Here is a 20,803-nt window from a genome sequence, read left to right as displayed (position 1 = left end):
CTGCGGCGGGGGACCCGCCTTCCTCAGGCGAACCTGCCGGCCTGGAAGTCCCGCACCGCCTGCAGCAGTTCGCCTTCGGTGTTCATCACGAAGGGGCCGTACTGCGCGATCGGCTCGCCCAGCGGCTGGCCGGCGATCAGCAGGGCCCGCGCGCCTTCGTCCGAAGCCGTCAGCCGCGCGCCGTCGGTGCCGGCCGTGTTGGCGAGGATCGCCATGCGGCCGCTCGGGACCAGGCAGCCGGTCTCGAAGCGCAGCGCGCCCCGGTACACGTACAGGAACGCGTTGTGCGTCGCCGGGATCGCCTGCTCGAAGCTGGCGCCGGGCTCCAGATGCACGTCCAGGTAGATCGGCAAGGTCGTGTCGCGCTGCACGGCGCCGGTCACGCCGTGGCTCTCGCCCGCGATCACGCGCACCGTGGCGCCCGGCAGCGTCAGCTCGGGGATCTCCGGGCTGGCGATGTCGCGGTACCAGGGGTCGCGCATCTTGTCGCGGCCGGGCAGGTTCAGCCACAGCTGGAAACCTTCCATGCGGCCTTCCTGCTGCTCGGGCAACTCGGAATGGATCACGCCGCGGCCGGCGGTCATCCATTGCACGCCGCCGGGACCGAGTAGGCCCTCATGGCCGGCCGAGTCGCGATGGCGCATCTGTCCCTCGAGCATGTAGGTCACGGTCTCGAAGCCGCGATGCGGATGGTCGGGGAAGCCGGCGATGTAGTCCTCGGCCTTGTCCGTGCCGAAGGCGTCCAGCATCAGGAAAGGATCCAGGCGCCGCTGCAGGTCCTGCGTCAGCACCCGCGTCAGCTTGACGCCGGCGCCGTCGCTGGTGGCCCTGCCCTGCACCAGGCGCTCGACCTGGCGGGGCGTCCGAAGAGAGGTGACAGGGGTGGCGGCGGTCATGATGGATTCCTTTGATGACGATGAACGATGGTCGATGGGATGTCTGTCCCGGCCGTCAGCGGATGCTGCCGGCCCGGCATGGGGCTTGGGGGTCCAGGAGGGATCCCCCATGCCCCGTGGAGGGCGCGCGCGGTCGATCCAGGCCGGCCGCGCCGAAGGTGGCCATCAGGCCGGCTGCGTCTCGCCAAACAGCGCCGCGATTTCTTCGCGGGCGGTGGCCAGGCCCTTGGCCGCCGCTTCCTCGCCCATGTTCAGGCCTTCGGCCAGCACGAACTTGACGTCGGTCATGCCGAGGAAGCCCAGCGTCAGCTGCAGGTAGGGCACGATGTTGTCGGCCGGCTGGCCGCGGTAAACGCCGCCGCGAGTGCTGACGACGATGACCTGCTTGCCGGTGACCAGGCCTTCGGGGCCGTTGGCGCCGTACTTGAAGGTGGCGCCGGCGCGGGCGACCGCGTCGATCCAGTTCTTCAGCTGCGAGGTGACGCCGAAGTTGATCATCGGCGCGGTCAGCACGATGACGTCGGCCGCCTTCAGTTCGGCGATCAACTGGTCGTTGAAGGCCACGCGCTCGGCTTGCTGCTGGGTGCGGCTGTCGGCCGGCGTGAACAGCGCGCCGAGGGTGGCTTCGTCCATGGCCGGCAGCGGGCGCACCGCCAGGTCGTGCACGACCGTCGTGGCGCCGGCGTTGCGGGCCACCAGTTGCGCGACGACTTCGTTGGCCAGCAGGGTCGAGACCGAGCCTTGACCTTCATGCAGACGGCGGGCGCTGGAATTGATCTGAAGGATGTTCATGGTGCGTTTCTCCGGGCGTTTCGGCTGGATCAGCCGGGTGTGATGGGATGGAACGAACTCTATTGATCACCCCTCAGCACCGGAAGACGTCGTACTGGATAAGATTGTTCCATTCAACGAACAATCGCTTCCCATCCGGCGGCGCCCCACCCATGAGCCTCGATGCCGACGACCTGCTGGTCTTTGCCCGCGTGATCGAAAGCGGCAGCTTCAGCCGCGCGGCGGAGCGGCTGCAGCTGCCGAAGTCGACGGTGTCGCGTCGCATCGCGGCGTTGGAAGAGCGGCTCGGCGAAAAGCTGCTCCAGCGCAGCACGCGCAGGCTGACGCTGACCGAGTTCGGCCAGGGCGTGCTGGAGCATGCGCGGGTGCTCGCCGGCGAAGTCGACGGCGCGCTGGCGCTGGCGCTGCACCGGCAGCAGCGGCCGACGGGGCGACTGCGGGTGTCGATGCCGGCGGACTTCGCCAACCAGATGCTGACGCCGATGTTGAGCCGCTTCGTCGGCGACTACCCGGAGGTGCAGCTGGAGCTCGATCTGTCGCCGCGGCGCGTGGACCTGATCGCCGAAGGCTTCGACATCGCGGTGCGCATGGGACAGCTGCCGCCCGATAGCCAGTTGGCGGCGCGGCGCCTGGCGATGTTCAGCAGCGGCCTGTACGCGTCGCCGGAGTACCTCGAGCGCCACGGCGAACCGCAGCTCCCCGAGGGGCTGCTCAGCATGCACGGCCTGATGATCCTGAGCCGCGCCGGCGAGCCGCTGCCATGGCGGCTGTTCGGCAGCGTCGACGGGAAGGCGGACGAACGCGGGGAATGGGTCGGCGTGCCCGACAGCCGCACGCTGGTCAACGCGCCGGACATGCTGCTGCAGATGGCCCGCGCGGGGCTGGGCATCACCTGGGTCGGCAACCAGTACGCGCAGGCCTTCGTCGACCGCGGCGAGTTGCTGCGCGTGCTGCCAGCCTGGTGCGCGGAGCCGTCGACCTGCTGGGCGGTCTTCCCGCAGCGCCGCCTCATGCCGCTGCGCACGCGGCTGTTCCTCGATGCGATGGCGGCGGCGCTGACGCCGTTCGATCAGGCGGCGATGTACGGGATGTAGGCCGGGCCCCCCTCAACGCTGCACGTGGCACTCGTTCAACGCTGCGGGGGCCCCGACGCGCGCGGGTGCTCAGCCCAGCTTCTCCAGGTAGCGACCCGACGCCTCGCGGGTCCGTTCGTTCAAGGCCGCGAGGGCCGCCGCGCTGGTGTCGATCAGGCCGCGGTTGACCGGCACGTGGCTGTCGCCCGCGGCGGGCCGGATACCCAGCCGGCCTTGCACGTATCGGCAGTTCTCCCGGATGAGCGGCTCCGTGATGCCAGCGTCCAGTTTCTTCGCCGAGGTCCTGATCGCGTCGTCGATGACCGCACGACGCGCGTCGTCGAGCACGGCCTCCTGCGCCGCCGGCAACGATCGGAACGGCACGTCATAGCGGGCATTGCGCAGGATCAGGGCGGCGGGATCGTCGGTCGTCGCCAGGTCCGTCAACAGACGCTTCAGCGTCGTGCGCATGGCCGACCGATTGCCGCCCGACTGATCCCAGCGTTCAAGGATGGCCTTCAGCCTGGCCGTGCCGAACTCGCGCAGGTTTCCCACCGGATCTTCCTGCCCCCCTGACGGCGTCCGGCACAACCACGCCTGCTCGAACGCGCCCAGTGCGGCGAGGTCCGCCTCGTCCACCACCAGGTCGTTGCAGCGCTGGCGCAGCCTGTGCAAGGTCTTCGCGAGATCCGCGTTCCGGACGTCGGCCAGCAGGTCCGCCCCGGTCTCACCGGGGACGGCGCCGAGGCAGGCTCGCAAGGCCGCATTCGACTGGCAGTCCTCCATCGGAAGACCGAGACCGCCCGTGATCTCGGGTTCGTACAGCCCCAGGCTTTCCAGGCCGTGATGGACCTCGTCGGCCGTCAGGATCCCAGCCTTCTGCAGCCCGGCGGCCCAAGCCCCGAAACGCTGCTTGCGCTCGTCCAATGCGGGATTGTCCCTGCCGCAGCGGACCGACTCGGCCGTGGTCAGCGCGCGCGCAAGCCGGCGGACGCCCATGGCGTCCGCCCAACCGGACGTCGGGATCGCCGCCTCCAGCCGCTTGAAGATCGGCTCCTGGGCGACGGCATCGCGCTGCTTCAGGTCGATCCGATTCAGTTCGTCATGAAGCTTCGTCAACACCCGGTGACCGCCGTTCAGCATGCGCGCGTGTGCGTCGTTGAAATCGGGGCCCGGCGCCGCGCAACGGTCGCGCCACGCGGTCAGCCGGTCCCGCAGCACCTGGTGTTTCTCGGGGACCGCGTCGATCAGCCGATCAATGCTGTCGGCCAGGCGCTCGCAGCGATGCCGCAGTCCGTCCGGCCCGATGTGCTGCAGGATGGCCGCGTGCAACGGGTTGCCCGCCTTCGGCAGCGCGGGCACCTCCTTGGCCTGCGACGCGGGACCTGCGACAGCCGCTGCAGCTGCCGCTGCCCGCGGCGGGGCGGCGATCGGGGGAGCGCCCCCTGCAGCCGCCGCGGCCGCGGCCGCGGCGCCAGCGTCTGCGGCGCGCGGCGATGCCATGATCGGGAAGCGCCGCTGGAGCAGCGCGGCATGGGCAAAGGCGAGCGCCGTGACGGCGTTGGCATCCAAGGTCTTGCCGCAGAACCCGCGGCGCAGGTGTTGGCACGCCACGGCCTGCGCCTCAGGAGAGCGGTCGAGCGCCAGCTGATCGCACACACTGATCATCATGTGCTTGCCCACACCGAACATCTGAGCCCGGGTCGCGTCGAATCGATGCGCATCGCCCAGCCAGGCCTGCGCGTGATCCCGGATGCCCTCGGCGACATCCCTGTCCTGGCCGGACTCGGGCAGCAGCGCCCTCAGCCGCTGGAACAGGCAAAACAGCTCCTTGCGCGCCAGGGGGTAATCGTCGCTGCGCGCGAACGCCTCCGGCGTCTGCAGCGCTTCCTGGAAGAAGCGGGTCTGGTGGCGGGCTTGATCGACCACCGGTCGTGGAGGCGTCGACGATGGCTCGATCAAGGACATCGGCGGTTCGGTCGACGTGCACGACCAATCGGCCCCTGAGGAAGGGGACGACGAAGCGATGGAGGGATACATGGCGAACACCCGAAGTAGCAGGAACAGGGAGGGTGTGTGCGCGGCAGCCCACCTCCCGGTTCACGTCTTCGACGCCGTCTTTGTCAATCGACCTGGAAGCCGATCTCCACGCTGACCTGGCGCGCCGCCGGGATCGGTCCGAAGCGCCACTGCTTGACCGCGTTGATCGCGGCCGCGCTGAGCTTGCGGTCCGGCGAGCGCAGCGCCTGCGGCGCATCGACGCCGCCATCCGGACGGACGGTGAACTGCACCAGCACCGATCCGGCGCGCTGTTGTGCCAGCAGGGCGCGCGGGTACTCGGGGTCGACCTTGTGCAGCAGCTTCAGCGGCGCGGGCTCGTCATCGGGCTCGGGTTCGGGAACCTTGCCGGCGGGCGCGGCGGTCGACGGCGCGGCCATGGCCACGACCTGCGGCGAGGGGGTCTCCGACATCGGCTGCGGCACCGAGGTCGGCGGGGCGATGGTCTGGCTGGCGGTCTGGCTGGCGGTCTGGGCGATGGTCTGTCCGCCCGACGTCGCGGCCGGCTGACCGATGGACGCCGGCGCGGGCGACGCGGTGGCGACGACGGGCGCCGCGTCCTGCGCGGCATTGCGGGCGGCGAGCGCGCGCTCGGCGGCAGGATCGAGCTCCTGCCGACGCGCCGCCGGCGCGGCCGCGACCACCGGCTTGGCGACGGGCTTGGGCGCCTCGGCCTTGGCCTCGTGCGCCGGCTTCTTCTCGCCCTTCTCGGCGTGGAACTTGATCCACTGGAACACCTTGTCGGCGTCGCGCTTGGCGCGGTCGACATCGCTCATCGGCGCGGCCTTGGGATCGACCGCCGCGGCGGACGTGGCCGCCGCCGGCGCGGTCTGCGCCTGCGCGGCGATCGCGACCAGGGACAAGGTCAAGACCTGGCACACCGCCAGACCGCGGCGCGGGACGCTCAGGAGACTACGACTGCTCATCACTCCACCCTCTCGTTGCGCTGGTTGCTCTCTTTTGGAGACAACGCCGGTCTTGTCTGCTGCTATTGAAATCGGTTTCTTCGCGCCCCGGCATGAGCGCCGCAGTGTAAGAAGTCACCGTGGTGACGGCCCCTCGGTGTTTCCCCGGAATCAGGATGTAACAGTACCGCCGATGGTCCTTGACATCGCGGTTGCGTCGAGGAATTCACGTCCTGCGCGCCCCGCCTGTTGCGCGGCCTATACTGCGCGCCTGCTCCGGGGAGCCCTGGGTCGACGACGCATTTCGCGCATCGCCGGCACGGGCTGAGACATGGCGATGAAGCCGTGGACCCGCTGAACTTGATCCGGTTCGTACCGGCGTAAGAAGAGCCCGCCCTTCCAGGCGCACCTTGGCGAATCGCGAGCCCCCCAGGCCCGCACCGACGCCCAGCGGTCCCGCACCGCGCCCGTGCGCCCTGCCCAGGAAGGGGTCGGTTCCGAACGTCCGAACGTCCTCGTCAGTCCAGCCTCCGGCGCCCAACCGGAGACCCCTGATGCCTGACTTGACGCCCGCCTCGACGCCCGATTCGACACCTCCCTCGACACCTGCCTCGACACCTGCCCCGCGGCAAGACCTGCCCCCGGCGGCCGCCGCCTTCCATGAGCGCCTCGCCGCCAGCCGCGCGCCGCTTCCCGCGTCGACCAAGACGCATGAGTCCGGCGTGCTGCATCCGCAGCTGCGCGTGCCGCTGCGAGAGATCGCGCTGACCAACGGCGAACGCCTCGCGGTCTACGACACCTCCGGCCCGTACACCGACCCCGCGGTCGCCACCGACGTGCGCCGCGGCCTGCCGGCGACGCGTGCCGCGTGGGTCGAGTCGCGCGGCGACACCGAGTCCTACACCGGACGGCCGATCCAGCTCTTCGACGACGGCCTGCGCGAGGCCGCGCAGCAGGACGCGCTGCGCGCGCAGAGCGCCGCGCTGACGCGCCCGCCGCGCCGCGCGAAGTCCGGCGCCAACGTGACGCAGATGCACTACGCGCGCCGCGGCATCGTCACCGCCGAGATGGAGTACGTCGCGATCCGCGAGAACGGCCGCCGCGCCTGGATGCACGAGTACCTGTCCGACGCCGAGCGCGAGCAGCGCCTGCGCGGCCAGAGCCTGGGCGCGCAGATCCCCGGGATCATCACGCCGGAGTTCGTCCGCGACGAGATCGCCCGCGGCCGCGCCATCATCCCGGCCAACATCAACCATCCGGAAGTCGAGCCGATGGCCATCGGCCGCAACTTCCTGGTGAAGGTCAACGCCAACATCGGCAATTCCGCCGTGAGCTCGGGCATCGAGGAGGAGGTCGAGAAGCTGGTGTGGGCGACGCGCTGGGGCGCGGACACGGTGATGGACCTGTCCACCGGCCGCAACATCCACACGACGCGGGACTGGATCCTGCGCAACAGCCCCGTGCCCATCGGCACCGTGCCGATCTACCAGGCGCTGGAGAAGGTCGGCGGCGTGGCCGAGGATTTGAGCTGGGCGCTCTTCCGCGACACGCTGGTGGAGCAGGCCGAACAGGGCGTCGACTACTTCACCATCCACGCCGGCGTGCGGCTGCCCTTCGTGCCGATGACGGTCAAGCGCCGCACCGGCATCGTGTCGCGCGGCGGCTCGATCCTGGCGAAGTGGTGCATCGCGCATCACCGCGAGAACTTCCTGTACACGCACTTCGAGGAGATCTGCGAAATCATGAAGGCCTACGACGTCAGCTTCTCGCTGGGCGACGGGCTGCGGCCGGGTTCGCTGGCGGACGCCAACGACGAGGCCCAGTTCGCCGAGCTGCGCACGCTGGGCGAGCTGACGAAGATCGCGTGGAAGCACGACGTGCAGACCATGATCGAAGGACCGGGGCATGTGCCGATGCACATGATCCAGGCCAACATGACCGAGCAGCTCAAGCACTGCGACGAGGCGCCGTTCTACACGCTGGGGCCGTTGACGACGGACATCGCGCCGGGCTACGACCACATCACCAGCGGCATCGGCGCCGCGATGATCGGCTGGTTCGGCTGCGCGATGCTGTGCTACGTGACGCCCAAGGAGCATCTGGGCCTGCCCGACCGGGACGACGTCAAGCAGGGCCTGATGGCCTACAAGATCGCGGCGCATGCGGCCGACATCGCCAAGGGCCATCCGGCGGCGCGGGCGCGCGACGACGCGCTGTCCAAGGCGCGCTTCGAATTCCGCTGGGAAGACCAGTTCAACCTCGGGCTCGATCCGGAGACCGCGCGCGAGTTCCACGACGAGACGCTGCCCAAGGACAGCGCGAAGGTGGCGCACTTCTGCTCGATGTGCGGCCCGAAGTTCTGCTCGATGAAGATCACGCAGGACGTGCGGGAGTACAGCGCGCAGATGGAGGCGGACGCCGCGGGCATGCGGGAGAAGAGCGCCGAGTTCCTCGCCGGCGGCGGCGAGCTCTACATCCCGATCCGTCAGGCCTGAGCGCGATGGCCGCGATCGCCATCGCCGGAGCGGGGCTCGCCGGGCGGCTGCTCGCGTGGACGCTCGCGCGGAGCGGGCATCGCGTCGAGGTCTTCGACGCGTCGCCCGGTCCCGCGCCTGCGTTCGACGCACAAGGCGCGGCGGCGTTCAGCGCGGCGGGCATGCTGAGTCCGCTCGCCGAGCAGGAACAGGGCGGCGCGGCAATCGCCGCGCTGGGCTGGCGATCGCTCGCCTTGTGGCCGGGCATCGTCGCCGCGCTGTCCCGACGCAAATCGGACGTGACGTCGAAGGCGAGGTCGATCCCGGCCCCGTCGCCGGTGCCGCCGCGCATCGACCGCAGCCTGCTGCGGATCGACGGCAGCCTGCTGCTGTCGCACCGCGCGGACCTCGGCGCGGCCCAGCGTGCGCTGATGCGCATGCCGGGCGCGGAGCCGCTCGATGCCGAGGCGCTGCGCGCCCATGAGCCGATGCTCGCGCCGGGCCTGCGCGGCTGGCTGCTTCCGGGCGAAGGCCTCATCGCGCCGCAGCTCGCGATGGCCGCGCTGCACGACGACGCGGACGCGGCAGGTGTGCGCTGGCAGTGGGCGCGGGCCGTCGACCAGGTGTTGCCCGGCGAGCTGCACTTCGCCGACGGCGGACGCTGGCGCGGCGATTGGGCCATCGATGCACGCGGACTCGGCGCGCGGCCGCCGCTGCCGCTGCGCGGCGTGCGCGGCGAGATCGTCACGCTGTCGCTGCCCGGGCACGGACTGCGACGTCCGGTCCGGCTGCTGCATCCGCGGCATCGCGTCTATCTGGTGCCGCGCGCCGATGACGAGCTCGTCGTCGGCGCCAGCGAGATCGAGAGCGAGGACCGCAGCCCCGTCTCGCTGCGCTCCGCCGTCGAGCTGATGGCGGCGGCCCAGAGCGTGCTGCCGGCGCTGTCGGAGGCGCGCATCGTGCGGCTCGACCGGCACCTCCGGCCCGCGTTGCCGGACAACCTGCCCTTCACCCATCACGAGCCCGGCCTGCTGCGGCTCAACGGCCTGTACCGCCATGGCTGGCTGCTCGCGCCCGCGCTGGTCGAGCGGCTGCTCGACGCCGCCGGGCTCGGCGACCTCGCGGCGCTGGCCGGTGCCAGCGCGAGCGGCACCGTTGTCCGCGCGCCGACCTCCGTCCCCTTCCTGGAGAAATCCCCATGACCGCCCTCCCCCCGATCACCGTCCGGCTCGACGACCGCGCCGTGACGATGCCCGCCGGCGCGACGCTGGCCCAGCTGCTCGAACTCGAACGGCGCGAGGCGGCCGCCGTGGCCACCGCACTGAACGGCCGTTTCGTCGCCCGCGACGCGCGCGCCGACACGGCGCTCAACGACGGCGACGTCGTCCTCTTCTTCCAACCGATCGTCGGAGGCTGACATGACTATCCCCATCCCTCCGCAGGCCACCGGACCGCACGCCACCGACGCGTTGCTGATCGACGGCGTCGCGCTCGACAGCCGCTTCTTCCTCGGCACCGCTGGTTATCCCAGCCCCGCGACGCTGTGTGACGCGATCCGCGCGTCCGGCACGCAACTGCTGACCGTCGGTCTCAAGCGCACGCTGCAGGCGGGCGACAACGGCGCGCTGGCGCAAGCCCTCGCCGCGGGACGGGAGCAAGGCGCGCGCTTGCTGCCTAACACCGCCGGCTGCCGCAGCGCGCGCGAGGCGGTGCAGCTCGCCCACATGGCGCGCGAGCTCTACGGCACTGTGTGGATCAAGCTCGAGGTCATCGGCGACGACCACACCTTGCAGCCCGATCCGTTCGAGCTCGTCGCGGCTGCGGCAGAACTCGCGCGCGAAGGCTTCGTCGTCTTCCCCTACTGCACCGAGGACCTGATCCTCGGCCGGCGACTGCTGGATGCCGGGTGTCCGCTGCTGATGCCGTGGGGCGCGCCGATCGGCTCGGGCCAGGGCCTGCTGAACCTGCACGGGCTTCGCACGCTGCGCGAGCGCCTGCCCGACACGGTGCTGGTGATCGACGCGGGCCTGGGCGCGCCGTCGCAGGCGGCACGCGCGATGGAGCTCGGCTTCGACGCGGTGCTGCTGAACAGCGCGGTGGCGCAGGCCGGCGATCCGGTGGCGATGGCCGGTGCGTTCGGCGACGCGGTGCGTGCGGGACGGCGGGCGTTCCACGCCGGCCTGATGGCGCCGCAGGCGTTCGCGGTCGCGAGCACGCCGGTCGGCGGTCACGCCTTCCTGCTGGGGGACGCATGAAGGAACACGACACCCGCATCGAACGAGACGATCAGCGCGACGGAGGACATCGCCCGGATCGGGGGAACCGGAGCGACGGCAACGACCGGCGCGAGTCCGCCGCCACGGCGCCGCCGTCCCTGCTGGTCCCTCATCCCAGCCTGCCCTCGGCTTGGGCGGCGTCGGTCGATCCGGACCTCCTGACGCTTCAGCCGTGGACCGACGATCCGACGCCACCGATCATCTGGAGCGTCGCCGGGACCGACAGCGGCGGCGGCGCGGGCCTGAGCGCCGACACGCGCGCCGCGGCCGCGATGGGCGTCCACCTGTGCCCCGTCGTGACCGCGGTCACCGCGCAGCATTCGCTCGGGGTGAACGCCGTGTTCCCGCTGCCCGCGGGCCAGGTCCGCGCGCAGCTGAGCGCGCTGCGCCACGACCTGCCGCCGCGCGTCGTCAAGACCGGCTTGCTGGCGAGTGCCGCGACCGTCGACGCGCTGCTCGCGCAGATCGGCGAGGCGCCGCTGGTCGTCGACCCGGTGCTCGGCGCGAGCGCGGGCGGCGCGGCGTTCTGCGACGACGCGCTGCTCGGCGCGTATCGCCACCAACTGATCCCGCGCGCCGCGCTGATCACGCCGAACCGGCGCGAGGCCGAACGGCTGCTCGGCGTGGCGACAGGCCAGTTCCCGGTGGCGGAGTTGGCCGCGATGCTGCGGGGCATGGGCGCCCAGGCGGTCTGCATCACCGGCGGCGACGACCCGGCCCAGGTCGACGGCCTGTCGATGGATTGGCTGGACAGTCCGCTGGCGACCGGATGGATCGCCTTGCCGCGCCTGTCCGGCCGCGACGGCGCGCCGCCGCATCACCACGGCAGCGGCTGCACGTTCGCGACCGCGGCGGCCGCGGCGCTGGCGCGCGGCTTCGCCGTGCCGGATGCGGTGATCCTCGCCAAGATGCTCACGTGGTGCGCGCTGCGCGACGGCCACGCGGCCGGCGCAGGCGCGGGACCGCTGCGCCCGGACCGGCGCTTCGTCGACGATCCGCGCGCGATGCCCGTGATGGGCTTCGCCGACGAGACCGCGCCCGACCGCGCGATGCTGACGCGCTGGCGCGAGGTGCTGTGGCCGGCGTCGCGCCGCCCCGCGCCCTTCGCGACGGGTCTGTATGCGATCACGGACCGGCCGGAGCGTGTCGCGGCGCTCGCGCTCAGCGGCCGCTTCGTCCACCTGCAGTTGCGCATCAAGCGCGGACCGACGATCGACGAGGACAGGCTGCGCGCCGCGATCCGCGAGGCGGTGCGTGACATGGCGGGCCGCTCCGCGACGCTGTGGATCAACGACCACTGGCGGTTGGCGCTCGACGAAGGCGCGCGCGCCCTGCACCTCGGCCAGGAGGACTGGGCGGGCATGACCGGCGAGGACCGCGAGTCGCTCCAGCAGCGCCGCGCCCGGCACGGCGTGCGCCTGGGACTGTCGAGCCACAGCCTCTGGGAGCTGGCCCGCGCCCGCGGCGTGGCGCCGGACTACGTCGCCTGCGGCCCGCTGTGGCCGACGACGACCAAGGACATGCCCTGGCTGCCGCAAGGGCTCGCGCAACTGCGCTGGTGGACCCGCATGGCAGGCGTGCCGGTGGTGGGCATCGGCGGTGTGCTGGAGGAGCGTCAATGGCGCGCAGGCATGGCGGCGGGGGCCTCGGCGATGTGCCTCGTGCGCGCCGCGGTCCGCATCGCGGACTGATGGATGTTCGCTGCCGCACAGTCATGGCTCGTTGGCGCACCTCCCGTGTCGCCCCTGTGCGCGACGCGCAGCACTTCGTTTCTCTTGAGGCCACCCGCAACGCCTTCACGCTCCTACGATGTTTTTTTGACGCCGTCTTCTCCGCGCGAAGACGGCGTCGTCACGACCCAGGGAGAAACCGTTGCACAGTCGGCAAAGACTCGACACCTTGCGCGGATTGGCGTGCCTGCTGCTGGTGAGCTACCACGTCATCGGCGGCGACCGCGAGACCGGTCTGCGCCTGCCGGACGACCACATCGCCGCCCGGATCAACGACTTCCTCGCGTTGGTCCGGATGCCGTTGTTCTCGTTCCTGTCCGGCATGGTCTACGCCATGCGGCCGGTGCGCGGCGCCATCGGCCCGTTCGCGACGGGCAAGGTGCGGCGGCTGCTGGTGCCGATGCTGGTGATCGGCACGGGATTCGCACTCCTGCAGACCGCGATGTCTGGCACCAGCGGCGGCACCAACGGCGGCATCACCGACTGGCACCTGCTGCACATCCTCCCCGTCGCGCACTACTGGTTCCTGGAATCGCTCTTCCTCATCTTCATGCTCACCGCCGTCCTGGAGCGGAGCCGGGTCCTGGACAGCGCCGAGGGCTTCCTCGCCGTCTTCCTCACGGCCATGCTGCTGCACGTGTGGGCGCCGCTGCCGGTGCACTTCGGCCTGAACGGGGCGACCTTCCTGTTGCCCTTCTTCCTGCTGGGCGTGGCGGCGCGACGCTTCCCGGCGATGACGACCAACCCCCGGCTGGCCGTCGCCATCGTGCTCCTGCCCCTCGTCCTGATGCTGGGCTGGGCCGCGAGCCAGGCCCCCAATCCGGACGCGCCCGGCATCGAACGCCTGACCGTCAGCCTGTGCGCGTGCCTGCTGCTGCTGCGAGTGGGCCCGGCCGTCCGCTGGCTCGCCTTCATCGGCGCCTGGTCCTTCGGCATCTACCTGTTCCACCCCGTCTTCACCGCGGCGTCGCGGATCGTGCTGAAGTCGGCCGGCATCGCGGACTTGCCGGCGCTCTTCATGGCGGGGCTGGTCGTCGGGCTGATCGGCTCGATCGCGCTGACCGCCGCGCTCGGCCGCTGGTCCTGGGGACGATGGATGATCGGCGAGCGGCCGCAAGGCGCGGCGTCGGCGCCCTCCCCCATCCGGGAGTCCCCGCGCCCCACGGCGGCTGAATAATGGCCGGATCCCGCACCCGCTGACCGCCTGCCGTCCCGGCGGCCATCGGTGCAACTCCTGACCCCAGCCATGCCCGCGCGGGCCCATCCTGCGTGGACCAGGAGCAGCGATCCGCCGTGGCCACGCCCCAGTACCTCGCCCCCGTCCCCGACTGGCAGGAGCACGAGAAGCCCAGCATGCCGGGCTCGCCGTCCATGCCCTGGCATCCGCCATGGCGGCGCGTCGCCTACGCGCTGGTGGCGATCCTGGTCGGCCTCACCGGGGCGCTGGGCAACGGCCTGGTCTCGGCCAACCTGCCCGTCCTGCAGGGGCAGCTCGGGCTGACGCCGTCCGAGGGCGCGTGGATCTCCGCCGCCTACGTGATGGTCAACGTCACCGCCAACCTGCTGGTCTTCAAGTGCCGGCAGCAGTTCGGCATGCGCTGGTTCGCCGAGATCGGCCTGGGCGTCTACGCGGTGCTCACGCTGCTGCACCTCTTCGTCGGCAGCTTCGCCACGACGCTGATCGTGCGCGCCGCCAGCGGCTTGGCCGGCGCGGCCTGCTCCACGCTGTGCCTGCTCTACATGCTGCAGAGCATGCCCCGCACCCACACCGGCAAGATGATGGTCATCGGCGTGGGCATCGGCCAGCTGGCCGCGCCGCTGGCCTGGGTGGTGTCGCCCGCGCTGCTCGACCAGGGCGGCGGCACCTGGCACAACCTCTACCTGTTCGAGGCCGGGCTCGCGCTGTGCAGCTTCGCCGCCGTCGTCGTGCTCAAACTGCCGCCCGGCGTGCAGATCAAGGTCTTCGAGCCGCTGGACTTCCTGACCTTCGCGCTGATGGCGCCGGCCGTCGGCATGGTCTGCGCGGTGCTGGTCCAGGGCTACCTGCACTGGTGGTTCGACACCCGCTGGCTCGGCTGGCTGCTGATCGCCGCGCTGCTGCTCATCGTCGCGGCGGTGTCCGTCGAGCACCACCGCGCCAACCCGCTGATCCAGACGCGCTGGTTCGCCAACGGCGCGACGCTGCGTTTCGTCATCGGCGGCGTCATCCTGCGCTTCCTCACCGCCGAACAGTCGGTGGGCGCCGTCGGCTTCCTGCGCGCCCAGGGCATGGGGCCGGACCAGTTCCAGCCGCTGTTCGCGGTCATCCTGGCGGGGATGGTGATCGGCATCCTCGCCTGCTCGATCAGCTTCACGCCGAAGACGCTGGTGCCGCAGATCCTCCTGTCCATCGTGCTGTTCGCGATCGCCGGCCTGATGGACCACCACCGCACCAGCCTCGACCGGCCGCAGGATTTCTACGTCAGCCAGTTCCTGCTGTCGATCGGCGCGGGCATGTTCATGGGGCCGCTGATGCTGATCGGCATCGGCCAGGCGCTGAAGAACGGACCGGCGTACATGGTCACCTTCTCGGTGATGTTCTCGATCACGCAGACGATGGGCGGTCTCGTCGGATCGGCCGTGCTGAACACCTACCAGCTGGTGCGGGAGCACGAGTTCTCCGCCTCGCTGGTCGCGACGATGGACCGCACCGACCCGATGGTCGCGACCCGCCTGGCGCAGCAGTCGGCGGCGCTGGGCGCGGTCGTCGGCGATCCGGTGCTGCGCTCGGCGCAGGGCGCGGCCCAGCTCGCCGCCGTCGCGCGGCGCGAGTCCAACGTCCGCGCCTACAACGACGTGTTCATGTTCAGCGCGGTCACGGCGGTCGCCTTCCTGCTGTGGCTGCTCGCGCTGCTGGGCCGCACCGCGCTGACGAAGCGGCTGGCCGAACGCCGCGCCGCCCCGCCCCCTTCCTCCTTGCCGACCTCGACGGCCCAGCCGCCGCCCGCACGACCATGAGCCACGCGCCGACTCCCCCCGACCTGGCCCCGTCCGCCGCGAGCACGGCGGGCGCGAACCTGCCGTTGCCGGCCGACGGCGAAGGCGCCGGCCGGATGCCACCGGCACCGGCAGCGCCGTCGGAGTCGCCATCGGGGTCGCCGCCGGCATCCCCGCCTTTGCCGCCTTCGCCGCCGCCCGTCCCGCCACCTGCGCCGACACCGACGCCAGCCCCGCCAGCACCCGCACCGAAGTACCTGAAGGCCTCCACGACGGCGATCGTCATGATGGCCATCGTCGCGCTGGTCGGCGTGACGCTGGTGATGCGCGCGTGGGAGCTGGGGCCCTTCGATGCCAGCAACGAGACCACCGACAACGCCTACCTGCGCGGCGCGGTCACGGTGCTGTCGCCGCAGGTCAACGGCTACGTCGTGGAGGTGCTGGTCAAGGATTTCGAGCAGGTGAAGGCGGGTCAGCCGCTGGTGCGCATCGACGATCGGCTGTATGCCGCCGCCGTGGCACAGGCCGAGGCGCAACGCGCGAACGCGGGTTCCCAGTTCGACAACGTCGATCAGACGCAGGCGCAGAACCAGGCGACGCTGGCGGCGGCGCGCGCGACCCTGGCGTCTGCCGAAGGCGAGCTCGCGCGCTCCACGGCGGAGCTGGCCCGGGTCGAGGACCTGGCGGGGCGCGGCTCGGTGTCGCTGAACGAGCGCGACCGCGTCCGCGCGAGCAACCGCCTGGCGAGCGCCAACGTCGACAAGGCGCGCGCCGACATCCGCATCGGCGAGGAACGCATCAAGGCGACCCGCGTCGGTCGCGGCGGGCTGAACGCGCAGGTGCAGGCGGCGGAGGCGCAACTCGCGACCGCGCGCATCAACCTCTCCAACACGGTGATCCGCGCGCCGGCCGACGGGCAGGTCAGCGAGGTCTCGGTGCGGCTAGGGCAGTACGTCAGCGCGGGCTCGCAGCTGCTGTTCCTCGTGCCGCAGCAGCTGTGGCTGGTCGCCAACTTCAAGGAGACGCAGACGGGCCGCATGCAGATCGGCCAGCCGGCGAGCTTCCGCGCCGATGCGCTCAAGGGCGTGCGCTTCAGTGGCCGCGTGCAGCAGATCGCACCGGCGACGGGCTCGGAGTTCGCCGTGCTCAAGGCCGACAACGCGACCGGCAATTTCACGAAGGTCGTGCAGCGGCTGCCGGTGCGCATCGCGCTGGATCCCAACCAGCCCGGCGCGGACCGGCTGCGGCCGGGGATGTCGGTCGTGGTGACGGTGGAGACCTCCGCGTCGGCGCCGGCAGCCGGAGCCTCGCGATGAAACGCATCGCGGCGCGGTCGGGAGCATGGCTGGCCACGGCGCTCATCGCCGGCTGCGCTCCCGCGCTGCGCGCGCCGCCCGAGTCCTCGCGCATCGAACCGCCGATCGCGTGGCGCGAGCAGCCCGTGTCGAGCGGATCGACCGCATCGGCGCTGCCGCCCTCGTCCGCGACGTCGGCGTCGGCATCGGCATCGGCATCGGCGGCTGTCGCTGAACTTCGCGCGCAGTGGTGGCGCGACTTCGGCGACGCAGCGCTCGATGAGCTGGTCGAGCGCGCCCTCGCGCACAACAACGACGTGCTGCTGGCCGGTTCGCGGCTGGATGAAGCGCGCGCGTCGCTGTCCGCGAGCCGCGCCGCCGAAGGTCCGCAGCTCAATGCGACGCTTGCCGCCCAGGGCTCGCGGACGCTGCAGGCCACGGGGATCTCCGAGTCGCACGTCGTCCAGCCGGGACTGTCGGCGTCATGGGAGCTCGACCTGTGGGACCGCCTCGGCGCGCTGACGCGGGCGGCACGCCTGCGCGTCGCCGCGAGCCAGGCTGATCGTGACGGTGCCGCGCTCAGCGTGGCCGCGACCACCACGCAGTCCTACATCGGGCTGCTCGCGTTGGAGTCGCAGTTGGCGCTGTCCAAACGCACCCTCGACTCACGCGCCGAGGCCTTGCGGCTCGCGCAGGACCAGGCGCGCATCGGCTACATCTCCCAGTTGCAGCTCACGCAGGCGCAGGCCGAGTACGCATCGGTCGCGCAGCAGGTGCCCCAATTGGAGCTCGCGATCCGGCGCCAGGAGAATGCGCTCGCGCAACTCACTGGCCAGTCGCCGGGCGACATGCCACGCGGTCGGCGCTTCGAGGAACTCGATCTGCCGCTGCCGCCCGTGGTCCTGCCCTCGGCGCTGCTGGAGCGGCGTCCCGACCTCGCGCAGGCCGCGCTGACGCTGGCCGCCAGCGACGCGACGCTGGCCTCGCGCCGGGCGGCCTTCATGCCGCAGATCCAGTTCAGTGCGTCGGCGGGGCGGCTCTACGTGTCGGCGCTCGACTACGACCCGATCCGGGTCTGGAGCATCGGCGGCAGCGTGCTCGCGCCGCTGTTCGACGCGGGCCGATTGCAGGCCCAGTTCGACGTCGCCACCGCGCAGCGCGACCAGGCGGCGTATGCCTACCGCGGGCGGGTATTGGCGGCCATCACCGAAGTCGAGAACGCGCTGGCCGGCATTGAACGTCTCGACCGCCAGCGCCGCTTCTCGCAGGAGCGCCGCGACGTGCTGGCGCGCTCGTTGCAGTACGCGCATGACCGCTACGAGGCGGGCTACGCCGGGTACCTCGAGGAACTCGACGCGCAGCGCAATCTCTTCGCGCAGGACAACGACCTGATCCGCATCCGGCAGAGCGAGTTGGAGAACCGGCTGGCGCTGGTGCGGGCGCTGGGTGGAGGCTGGCGGTCGCCGTGATCGCCGCTCGATCCGAGTGCCTCAAACGATAGAAGCCCAGTCCGTACGACTGGGCTTCCGAAGGCCACGAGGGCAGTTTTCCAGATGGGTCCCGGTAGGGCTGGAAGATCAGAAAGGCCACAAGGGCAAGACGCATTCTGCAGGCAAGGTCCGACAGACTCTCCAAAAGAATGGAGGGTGTTGCACAAACGACGAGGGACCCGAAGGCCCCTCGATCGAAGTCATTGCGAAGCAATGAGATTTACTTCTTCGCCACCTTCGCCGGCCGCTTCGCGCCGGTCGCATCGGCCGGGGCCGTCGCGCCCTTCACTGCCGCCTGCGCGAGCTTGAAGAACACATCCGTGTTGTCGATGACGCCGGTGAACGCCAGCGCGCCCGGACCGAAGGCCGACAACGGGACGTCCGTCGCCGTGTGCACCGCCTGCTCGCCGGGCACCTGGCCCGTGACCAGGAATTCACCCGTCGCGTCGTCGCGTTCGGCGGCGTTGGCCGGGTACCACTTCAGCGGCTCGGACTTGGCCATCGGCTGCTGCGAATCGCGCAGCGGCGTCGCGTTCGTGCGCCAGTCTTCGTAGCGGTCCGCATTCGCGCCGTAGCCCACCAGCAGGCGGTAGTCGATGTCGGTCGCTTCCGGATAACCGTCCGCGGCGATGCGGTAACGCGGGAAGCCCGCCTTCTCGTACACACCGACGACCTTGTCGCGCAGGTTGGCCGCGCCCTTCTTCGTCGCCGCGTCCAGCAGCGCCTGGTCGGTCAGCATCGAGCCGCCGATCAGCGCCGCGCCGGAGCACTCGTGGTCCGCCGTCACGATGACCAGCGTGTCGCCGTTCTCGCGCGCGAAGTCCTGCGCGACCTGCACCGCCCGGTCGAACTCGATCGTGTCCAGCATCCAGCGCTCGCTGTCCATGTTGTGCGCCTGCTTGTCGATCGAGGCGCCCTCGATCATCAGCACGAAACCCTTGGACTGCTTCTTCAGCGTCGCGATCGCGGCCTTGGCCATCTCGTCGAGCATCGGCTGGTCGGGGAAGCCGTAGTCGTCGACCACGCTGCCACCCGCGAGGCCCTTCTTCGCGCCACGGCGGCCGTCGATCTTGTCCAGCGCCACGTTCATGTTGGAGAACGCGAACAGGCCCAGCATCTTGTCGGCGCCCGCGCCCGCCGTGGCGGCCTCGAGCTCGGTCTTCGTCGGCGCGTAGCGGTAGCCGGCGCCCTGGAACTCCTGGATCAGGTCGCGGCCCTTGTCCTTCGCGCCCGGCGCGGCGCCCCAGCGCTTGACGATCTCCGACGTGTGCGGATCGGTGGCCGAAAACGCGTAGTCGTTGCCGTCGGCGCGTTCCGAACCCGCCGTGCCCGCCGGCAGGAACCACTTGCGGCCGCCGCCCAGCAGCACCGTCAGGCCGGTGCGCGAGCGGTCGTCGAAGAACTGGTCCACGATGCCGGTGCCCGCGCCGCGGTTGCTCGTGTGGACCGCGTTGCCGGCCGGCGTCGCGTCGAACACGTCCGCCGTCGTCACGATGCCCAGCGCCTTGCCCTGCGTGCGATGCAGGTACTCCGACAGGTATTCGATGCGCGGGTTGTCGAAGGGCTCGATCGTGTCGTCGGGGAACACGCCTTCTTCATTGTTGTTGTTCTTGTTGCCCGAGACATAGGACGTCATGCCCGGCGACGAGTCCGTCACCACCGAGTTCAGCGACGCCGTCTTGACCATGCCCGTCGCCGGGAAGGTGTCCATCGCCAGCGGGTGGATGACCTTGCCCTGCGCGTAGCCGCCCTTGACGATGCGGGCCGCGGTGCGCTGCGCCGCGCCCATGCCGTCGCCCAGCAGGATGATGATGTTCTTGACCTTCGGGCCCATCGCCGCGGTGAACGGCACGACGTCGAAGTTGCCGGTGGCGGCGACCTTCTGGCCGTCGGACTGCGTGGCCTCGACGCTGAACTCGTGGCGGCCGGCCTTCTCCAGGCTCACCGCGCGGATCGTGGCGATCGCGGTCTCGGCGCTCAGGCCCTTCACGCAGCCGGTGGCGCAATCGCGCAGCGCGACCGTCGCGTCGACCGGCTTGCCGTCGATCACGAAACGCGCGGCCGTGATGCGCTGACCGGCATCCGGCTTGATCGTCGCCTGCAGGTCGAAGCGCTGACCGGGCAGGAAGCGCGCGATGACCGGCTCCGGCTGGCCGCTGGAGAAACGCTCGCTCGGCGGCGTCAGACGGGTGACGGTGGGGGCGGCCTGGGCGGCGCCCAGGGCCAGCAACGCGCAGGCGCCGGCGAGCAGGGAAGGCAGATGTTTCATCGTTGGGCGTTCGAGTCGGGGGAATCGGAAAGGGCGTCGGCGGGCAGTTGCAGGCGGATCCAGGACACGCGGCCGGTCTCGTCCTCGACCCGCCCGATCGACAGCGTGCCGGTGAGCGTCACCAGGCCGTGGCGATGGGCGACGAGGCGATCACGCTGGGCCGGATCGAGCAGAACGGTGACGGTGCCCGCGGGCAGGTCATCAGCCTCGCCGTCGGCGTGTTCGCTCATGCGCACCGGGCGCGGCGTGAGCCAGAAGCGGCCGGCTTTGGCCTGCTCCTGCGCGACCATGTAGCCGACCAGACGCACCGGGCGGCCGTCGGAGGCACGCAGCGCATCGGACAGTTCCAGGCCGGCCGGACCGATCGGCGACTTGAAGAACTGGGAGAACTTCAGATCGGCGGCCGCCTCGGACGAGGCGGGCGCGGCGTGTGCCCCGGATTCGGCGAGTGGAAGAAGGACGACCGCGGCGCAGAGCGCGGCGATCGAGCGGGCGGCACCGCGGGCAAGCCGCATACCTGTGGTGAGTGGGTCGCACATAGGGACGCGATTCTTTCGGTCCCGCATGAC

At 71.0% G+C, this 20,803-nt stretch carries 16 protein-coding genes and 1 riboswitch; of the genes, 10 read left to right on the top strand and 6 right to left on the bottom strand.

All coding sequences use genetic code 11. The features are described 5' to 3' along the window. Nucleotides 1-23 precede the first annotated feature (23 nt). Both AC07O8_RS09000 and AC07O8_RS08995 read right to left on the bottom strand, forming a co-directional pair. The gene (locus AC07O8_RS09000; RefSeq protein ID WP_495047699.1) at nucleotides 24-896 is read right to left on the bottom strand and encodes a pirin family protein; all 873 of its coding nucleotides are present in this window, start codon (nucleotides 894-896) and stop codon (nucleotides 24-26) included. A gap of 165 nt (nucleotides 897-1,061) precedes the next feature. Further along, a complete protein-coding gene (locus tag AC07O8_RS08995) occupies nucleotides 1,062-1,688 on the bottom strand; it encodes an FMN-dependent NADH-azoreductase (protein WP_495047698.1) in 627 nt (208 codons plus the stop codon). 152 nt (nucleotides 1,689-1,840) lie between these two features. Here AC07O8_RS08995 and AC07O8_RS08990 point away from each other — a divergent pair, with 152 nt between their 5' ends. Next, complete coding sequence (locus tag AC07O8_RS08990; protein ID WP_297525372.1) at nucleotides 1,841-2,782, top strand: LysR family transcriptional regulator; 942 nt, start codon at nucleotides 1,841-1,843, stop codon at nucleotides 2,780-2,782. A gap of 69 nt (nucleotides 2,783-2,851) precedes the next feature. Here the strand turns inward: AC07O8_RS08990 and AC07O8_RS08985 are convergent, their stop codons facing one another. Further along, nucleotides 2,852-4,729: a hypothetical protein gene (locus AC07O8_RS08985; protein WP_495047697.1), complete on the bottom strand. Its 1,878-nt coding sequence runs from the start codon at nucleotides 4,727-4,729 to the stop codon at nucleotides 2,852-2,854. A 155-nt stretch (nucleotides 4,730-4,884) separates the two neighbouring features. Next, nucleotides 4,885-5,745, bottom strand: coding sequence for an energy transducer TonB (locus AC07O8_RS08980; protein ID WP_495047696.1), 861 nt, complete (start codon nucleotides 5,743-5,745; stop codon nucleotides 4,885-4,887). A 246-nt stretch (nucleotides 5,746-5,991) separates the two neighbouring features. Beyond that, nucleotides 5,992-6,128: riboswitch (TPP riboswitch) on the top strand. 150 nt (nucleotides 6,129-6,278) lie between these two features. On the opposite strand from AC07O8_RS08980, the gene thiC reads away from it, so the two are divergent. From thiC to AC07O8_RS08935, 9 genes are all read left to right on the top strand, one after another. Next, nucleotides 6,279-8,219: a phosphomethylpyrimidine synthase ThiC gene (gene thiC, locus AC07O8_RS08975; protein WP_495047695.1), complete on the top strand. Its 1,941-nt coding sequence runs from the start codon at nucleotides 6,279-6,281 to the stop codon at nucleotides 8,217-8,219. 5 nt (nucleotides 8,220-8,224) lie between these two features. Beyond that, nucleotides 8,225-9,400 (top strand): FAD-dependent oxidoreductase, encoded by a 1,176-nt coding sequence (locus AC07O8_RS08970; RefSeq protein WP_495047694.1) that lies wholly within the window; start codon nucleotides 8,225-8,227, stop codon nucleotides 9,398-9,400. Continuing rightward, nucleotides 9,397-9,615: a sulfur carrier protein ThiS gene (gene thiS, locus AC07O8_RS08965; protein ID WP_495047693.1), complete on the top strand. Its 219-nt coding sequence runs from the start codon at nucleotides 9,397-9,399 to the stop codon at nucleotides 9,613-9,615. Before AC07O8_RS08970 ends, thiS begins: the two co-directional genes overlap by 4 nt. A 1-nt stretch (nucleotide 9,616) precedes the next feature. After that, nucleotides 9,617-10,453: a thiazole synthase gene (locus AC07O8_RS08960; RefSeq protein ID WP_495047692.1), complete on the top strand. Its 837-nt coding sequence runs from the start codon at nucleotides 9,617-9,619 to the stop codon at nucleotides 10,451-10,453. Continuing rightward, entirely contained in the window at nucleotides 10,450-12,165 is a 1,716-nt protein-coding gene (locus AC07O8_RS08955) for a bifunctional hydroxymethylpyrimidine kinase/phosphomethylpyrimidine kinase (protein WP_495047691.1), read from the top strand. Before AC07O8_RS08960 ends, AC07O8_RS08955 begins: the two co-directional genes overlap by 4 nt. Before the next feature lie 208 nt (nucleotides 12,166-12,373). Next, complete coding sequence (locus tag AC07O8_RS08950) at nucleotides 12,374-13,381, top strand: acyltransferase family protein (RefSeq protein ID WP_495047690.1); 1,008 nt, start codon at nucleotides 12,374-12,376, stop codon at nucleotides 13,379-13,381. 116 nt (nucleotides 13,382-13,497) lie between these two features. Then, a complete protein-coding gene (locus AC07O8_RS08945) occupies nucleotides 13,498-15,201 on the top strand; it encodes an MFS transporter (protein ID WP_495047689.1) in 1,704 nt (567 codons plus the stop codon). Nucleotides 15,202-15,359: 158 nt separating this feature from the next. Then, nucleotides 15,360-16,496, top strand: coding sequence for an HlyD family secretion protein (locus AC07O8_RS08940; RefSeq protein ID WP_495048120.1), 1,137 nt, complete (start codon nucleotides 15,360-15,362; stop codon nucleotides 16,494-16,496). After that, the gene (locus AC07O8_RS08935) at nucleotides 16,493-17,944 is read left to right on the top strand and encodes an efflux transporter outer membrane subunit (RefSeq protein WP_495047688.1); all 1,452 of its coding nucleotides are present in this window, start codon (nucleotides 16,493-16,495) and stop codon (nucleotides 17,942-17,944) included. The genes AC07O8_RS08940 and AC07O8_RS08935 overlap by 4 nt, the downstream gene beginning before the upstream one ends. A 241-nt stretch (nucleotides 17,945-18,185) precedes the next feature. On the opposite strand, the gene AC07O8_RS08930 is transcribed toward AC07O8_RS08935, so the two are convergent. Beyond that, nucleotides 18,186-20,234 (bottom strand): alkaline phosphatase, encoded by a 2,049-nt coding sequence (locus tag AC07O8_RS08930; RefSeq protein WP_495047687.1) that lies wholly within the window; start codon nucleotides 20,232-20,234, stop codon nucleotides 18,186-18,188. Continuing rightward, nucleotides 20,231-20,773, bottom strand: coding sequence for a hypothetical protein (locus AC07O8_RS08925; protein WP_495047686.1), 543 nt, complete (start codon nucleotides 20,771-20,773; stop codon nucleotides 20,231-20,233). The genes AC07O8_RS08930 and AC07O8_RS08925 overlap by 4 nt, the downstream gene beginning before the upstream one ends. Nucleotides 20,774-20,803 lie beyond the last annotated feature (30 nt).

It is taken from the genome of Roseateles sp. GW821-FHT09G09 (assembly GCF_059415965.1).
The sequence above is the reverse complement of the archived record's forward strand: the minus strand, read 5'-3'. Positions and strand labels throughout refer to the sequence as shown.

Excerpts from the sequence above, each read along its gene's own strand:
- AC07O8_RS09000 (WP_495047699.1), bottom strand. The coding sequence starts at position 896 with ATGACCGCCGCCACCCCTGTCACCTCTCTTCGGACGCCCCGCCAGGTC.
- AC07O8_RS08995 (WP_495047698.1), bottom strand. The coding sequence starts at position 1,688 with ATGAACATCCTTCAGATCAATTCCAGCGCCCGCCGTCTGCATGAAGGT.
- AC07O8_RS08990 (WP_297525372.1), top strand. The coding sequence starts at position 1,841 with ATGAGCCTCGATGCCGACGACCTGCTGGTCTTTGCCCGCGTGATCGAA.
- AC07O8_RS08985 (WP_495047697.1), bottom strand. The coding sequence starts at position 4,729 with ATGTCCTTGATCGAGCCATCGTCGACGCCTCCACGACCGGTGGTCGAT.
- AC07O8_RS08980 (WP_495047696.1), bottom strand. The coding sequence starts at position 5,745 with ATGAGCAGTCGTAGTCTCCTGAGCGTCCCGCGCCGCGGTCTGGCGGTG.
- thiC (WP_495047695.1), top strand. The coding sequence starts at position 6,279 with ATGCCTGACTTGACGCCCGCCTCGACGCCCGATTCGACACCTCCCTCG.
- AC07O8_RS08970 (WP_495047694.1), top strand. The coding sequence starts at position 8,225 with ATGGCCGCGATCGCCATCGCCGGAGCGGGGCTCGCCGGGCGGCTGCTC.
- thiS (WP_495047693.1), top strand. The coding sequence starts at position 9,397 with ATGACCGCCCTCCCCCCGATCACCGTCCGGCTCGACGACCGCGCCGTG.
- AC07O8_RS08960 (WP_495047692.1), top strand. The coding sequence starts at position 9,617 with ATGACTATCCCCATCCCTCCGCAGGCCACCGGACCGCACGCCACCGAC.
- AC07O8_RS08955 (WP_495047691.1), top strand. The coding sequence starts at position 10,450 with ATGAAGGAACACGACACCCGCATCGAACGAGACGATCAGCGCGACGGA.
- AC07O8_RS08935 (WP_495047688.1), top strand. The coding sequence starts at position 16,493 with ATGAAACGCATCGCGGCGCGGTCGGGAGCATGGCTGGCCACGGCGCTC.
- AC07O8_RS08930 (WP_495047687.1), bottom strand. The coding sequence starts at position 20,234 with ATGAAACATCTGCCTTCCCTGCTCGCCGGCGCCTGCGCGTTGCTGGCC.
- AC07O8_RS08925 (WP_495047686.1), bottom strand. The coding sequence starts at position 20,773 with ATGTGCGACCCACTCACCACAGGTATGCGGCTTGCCCGCGGTGCCGCC.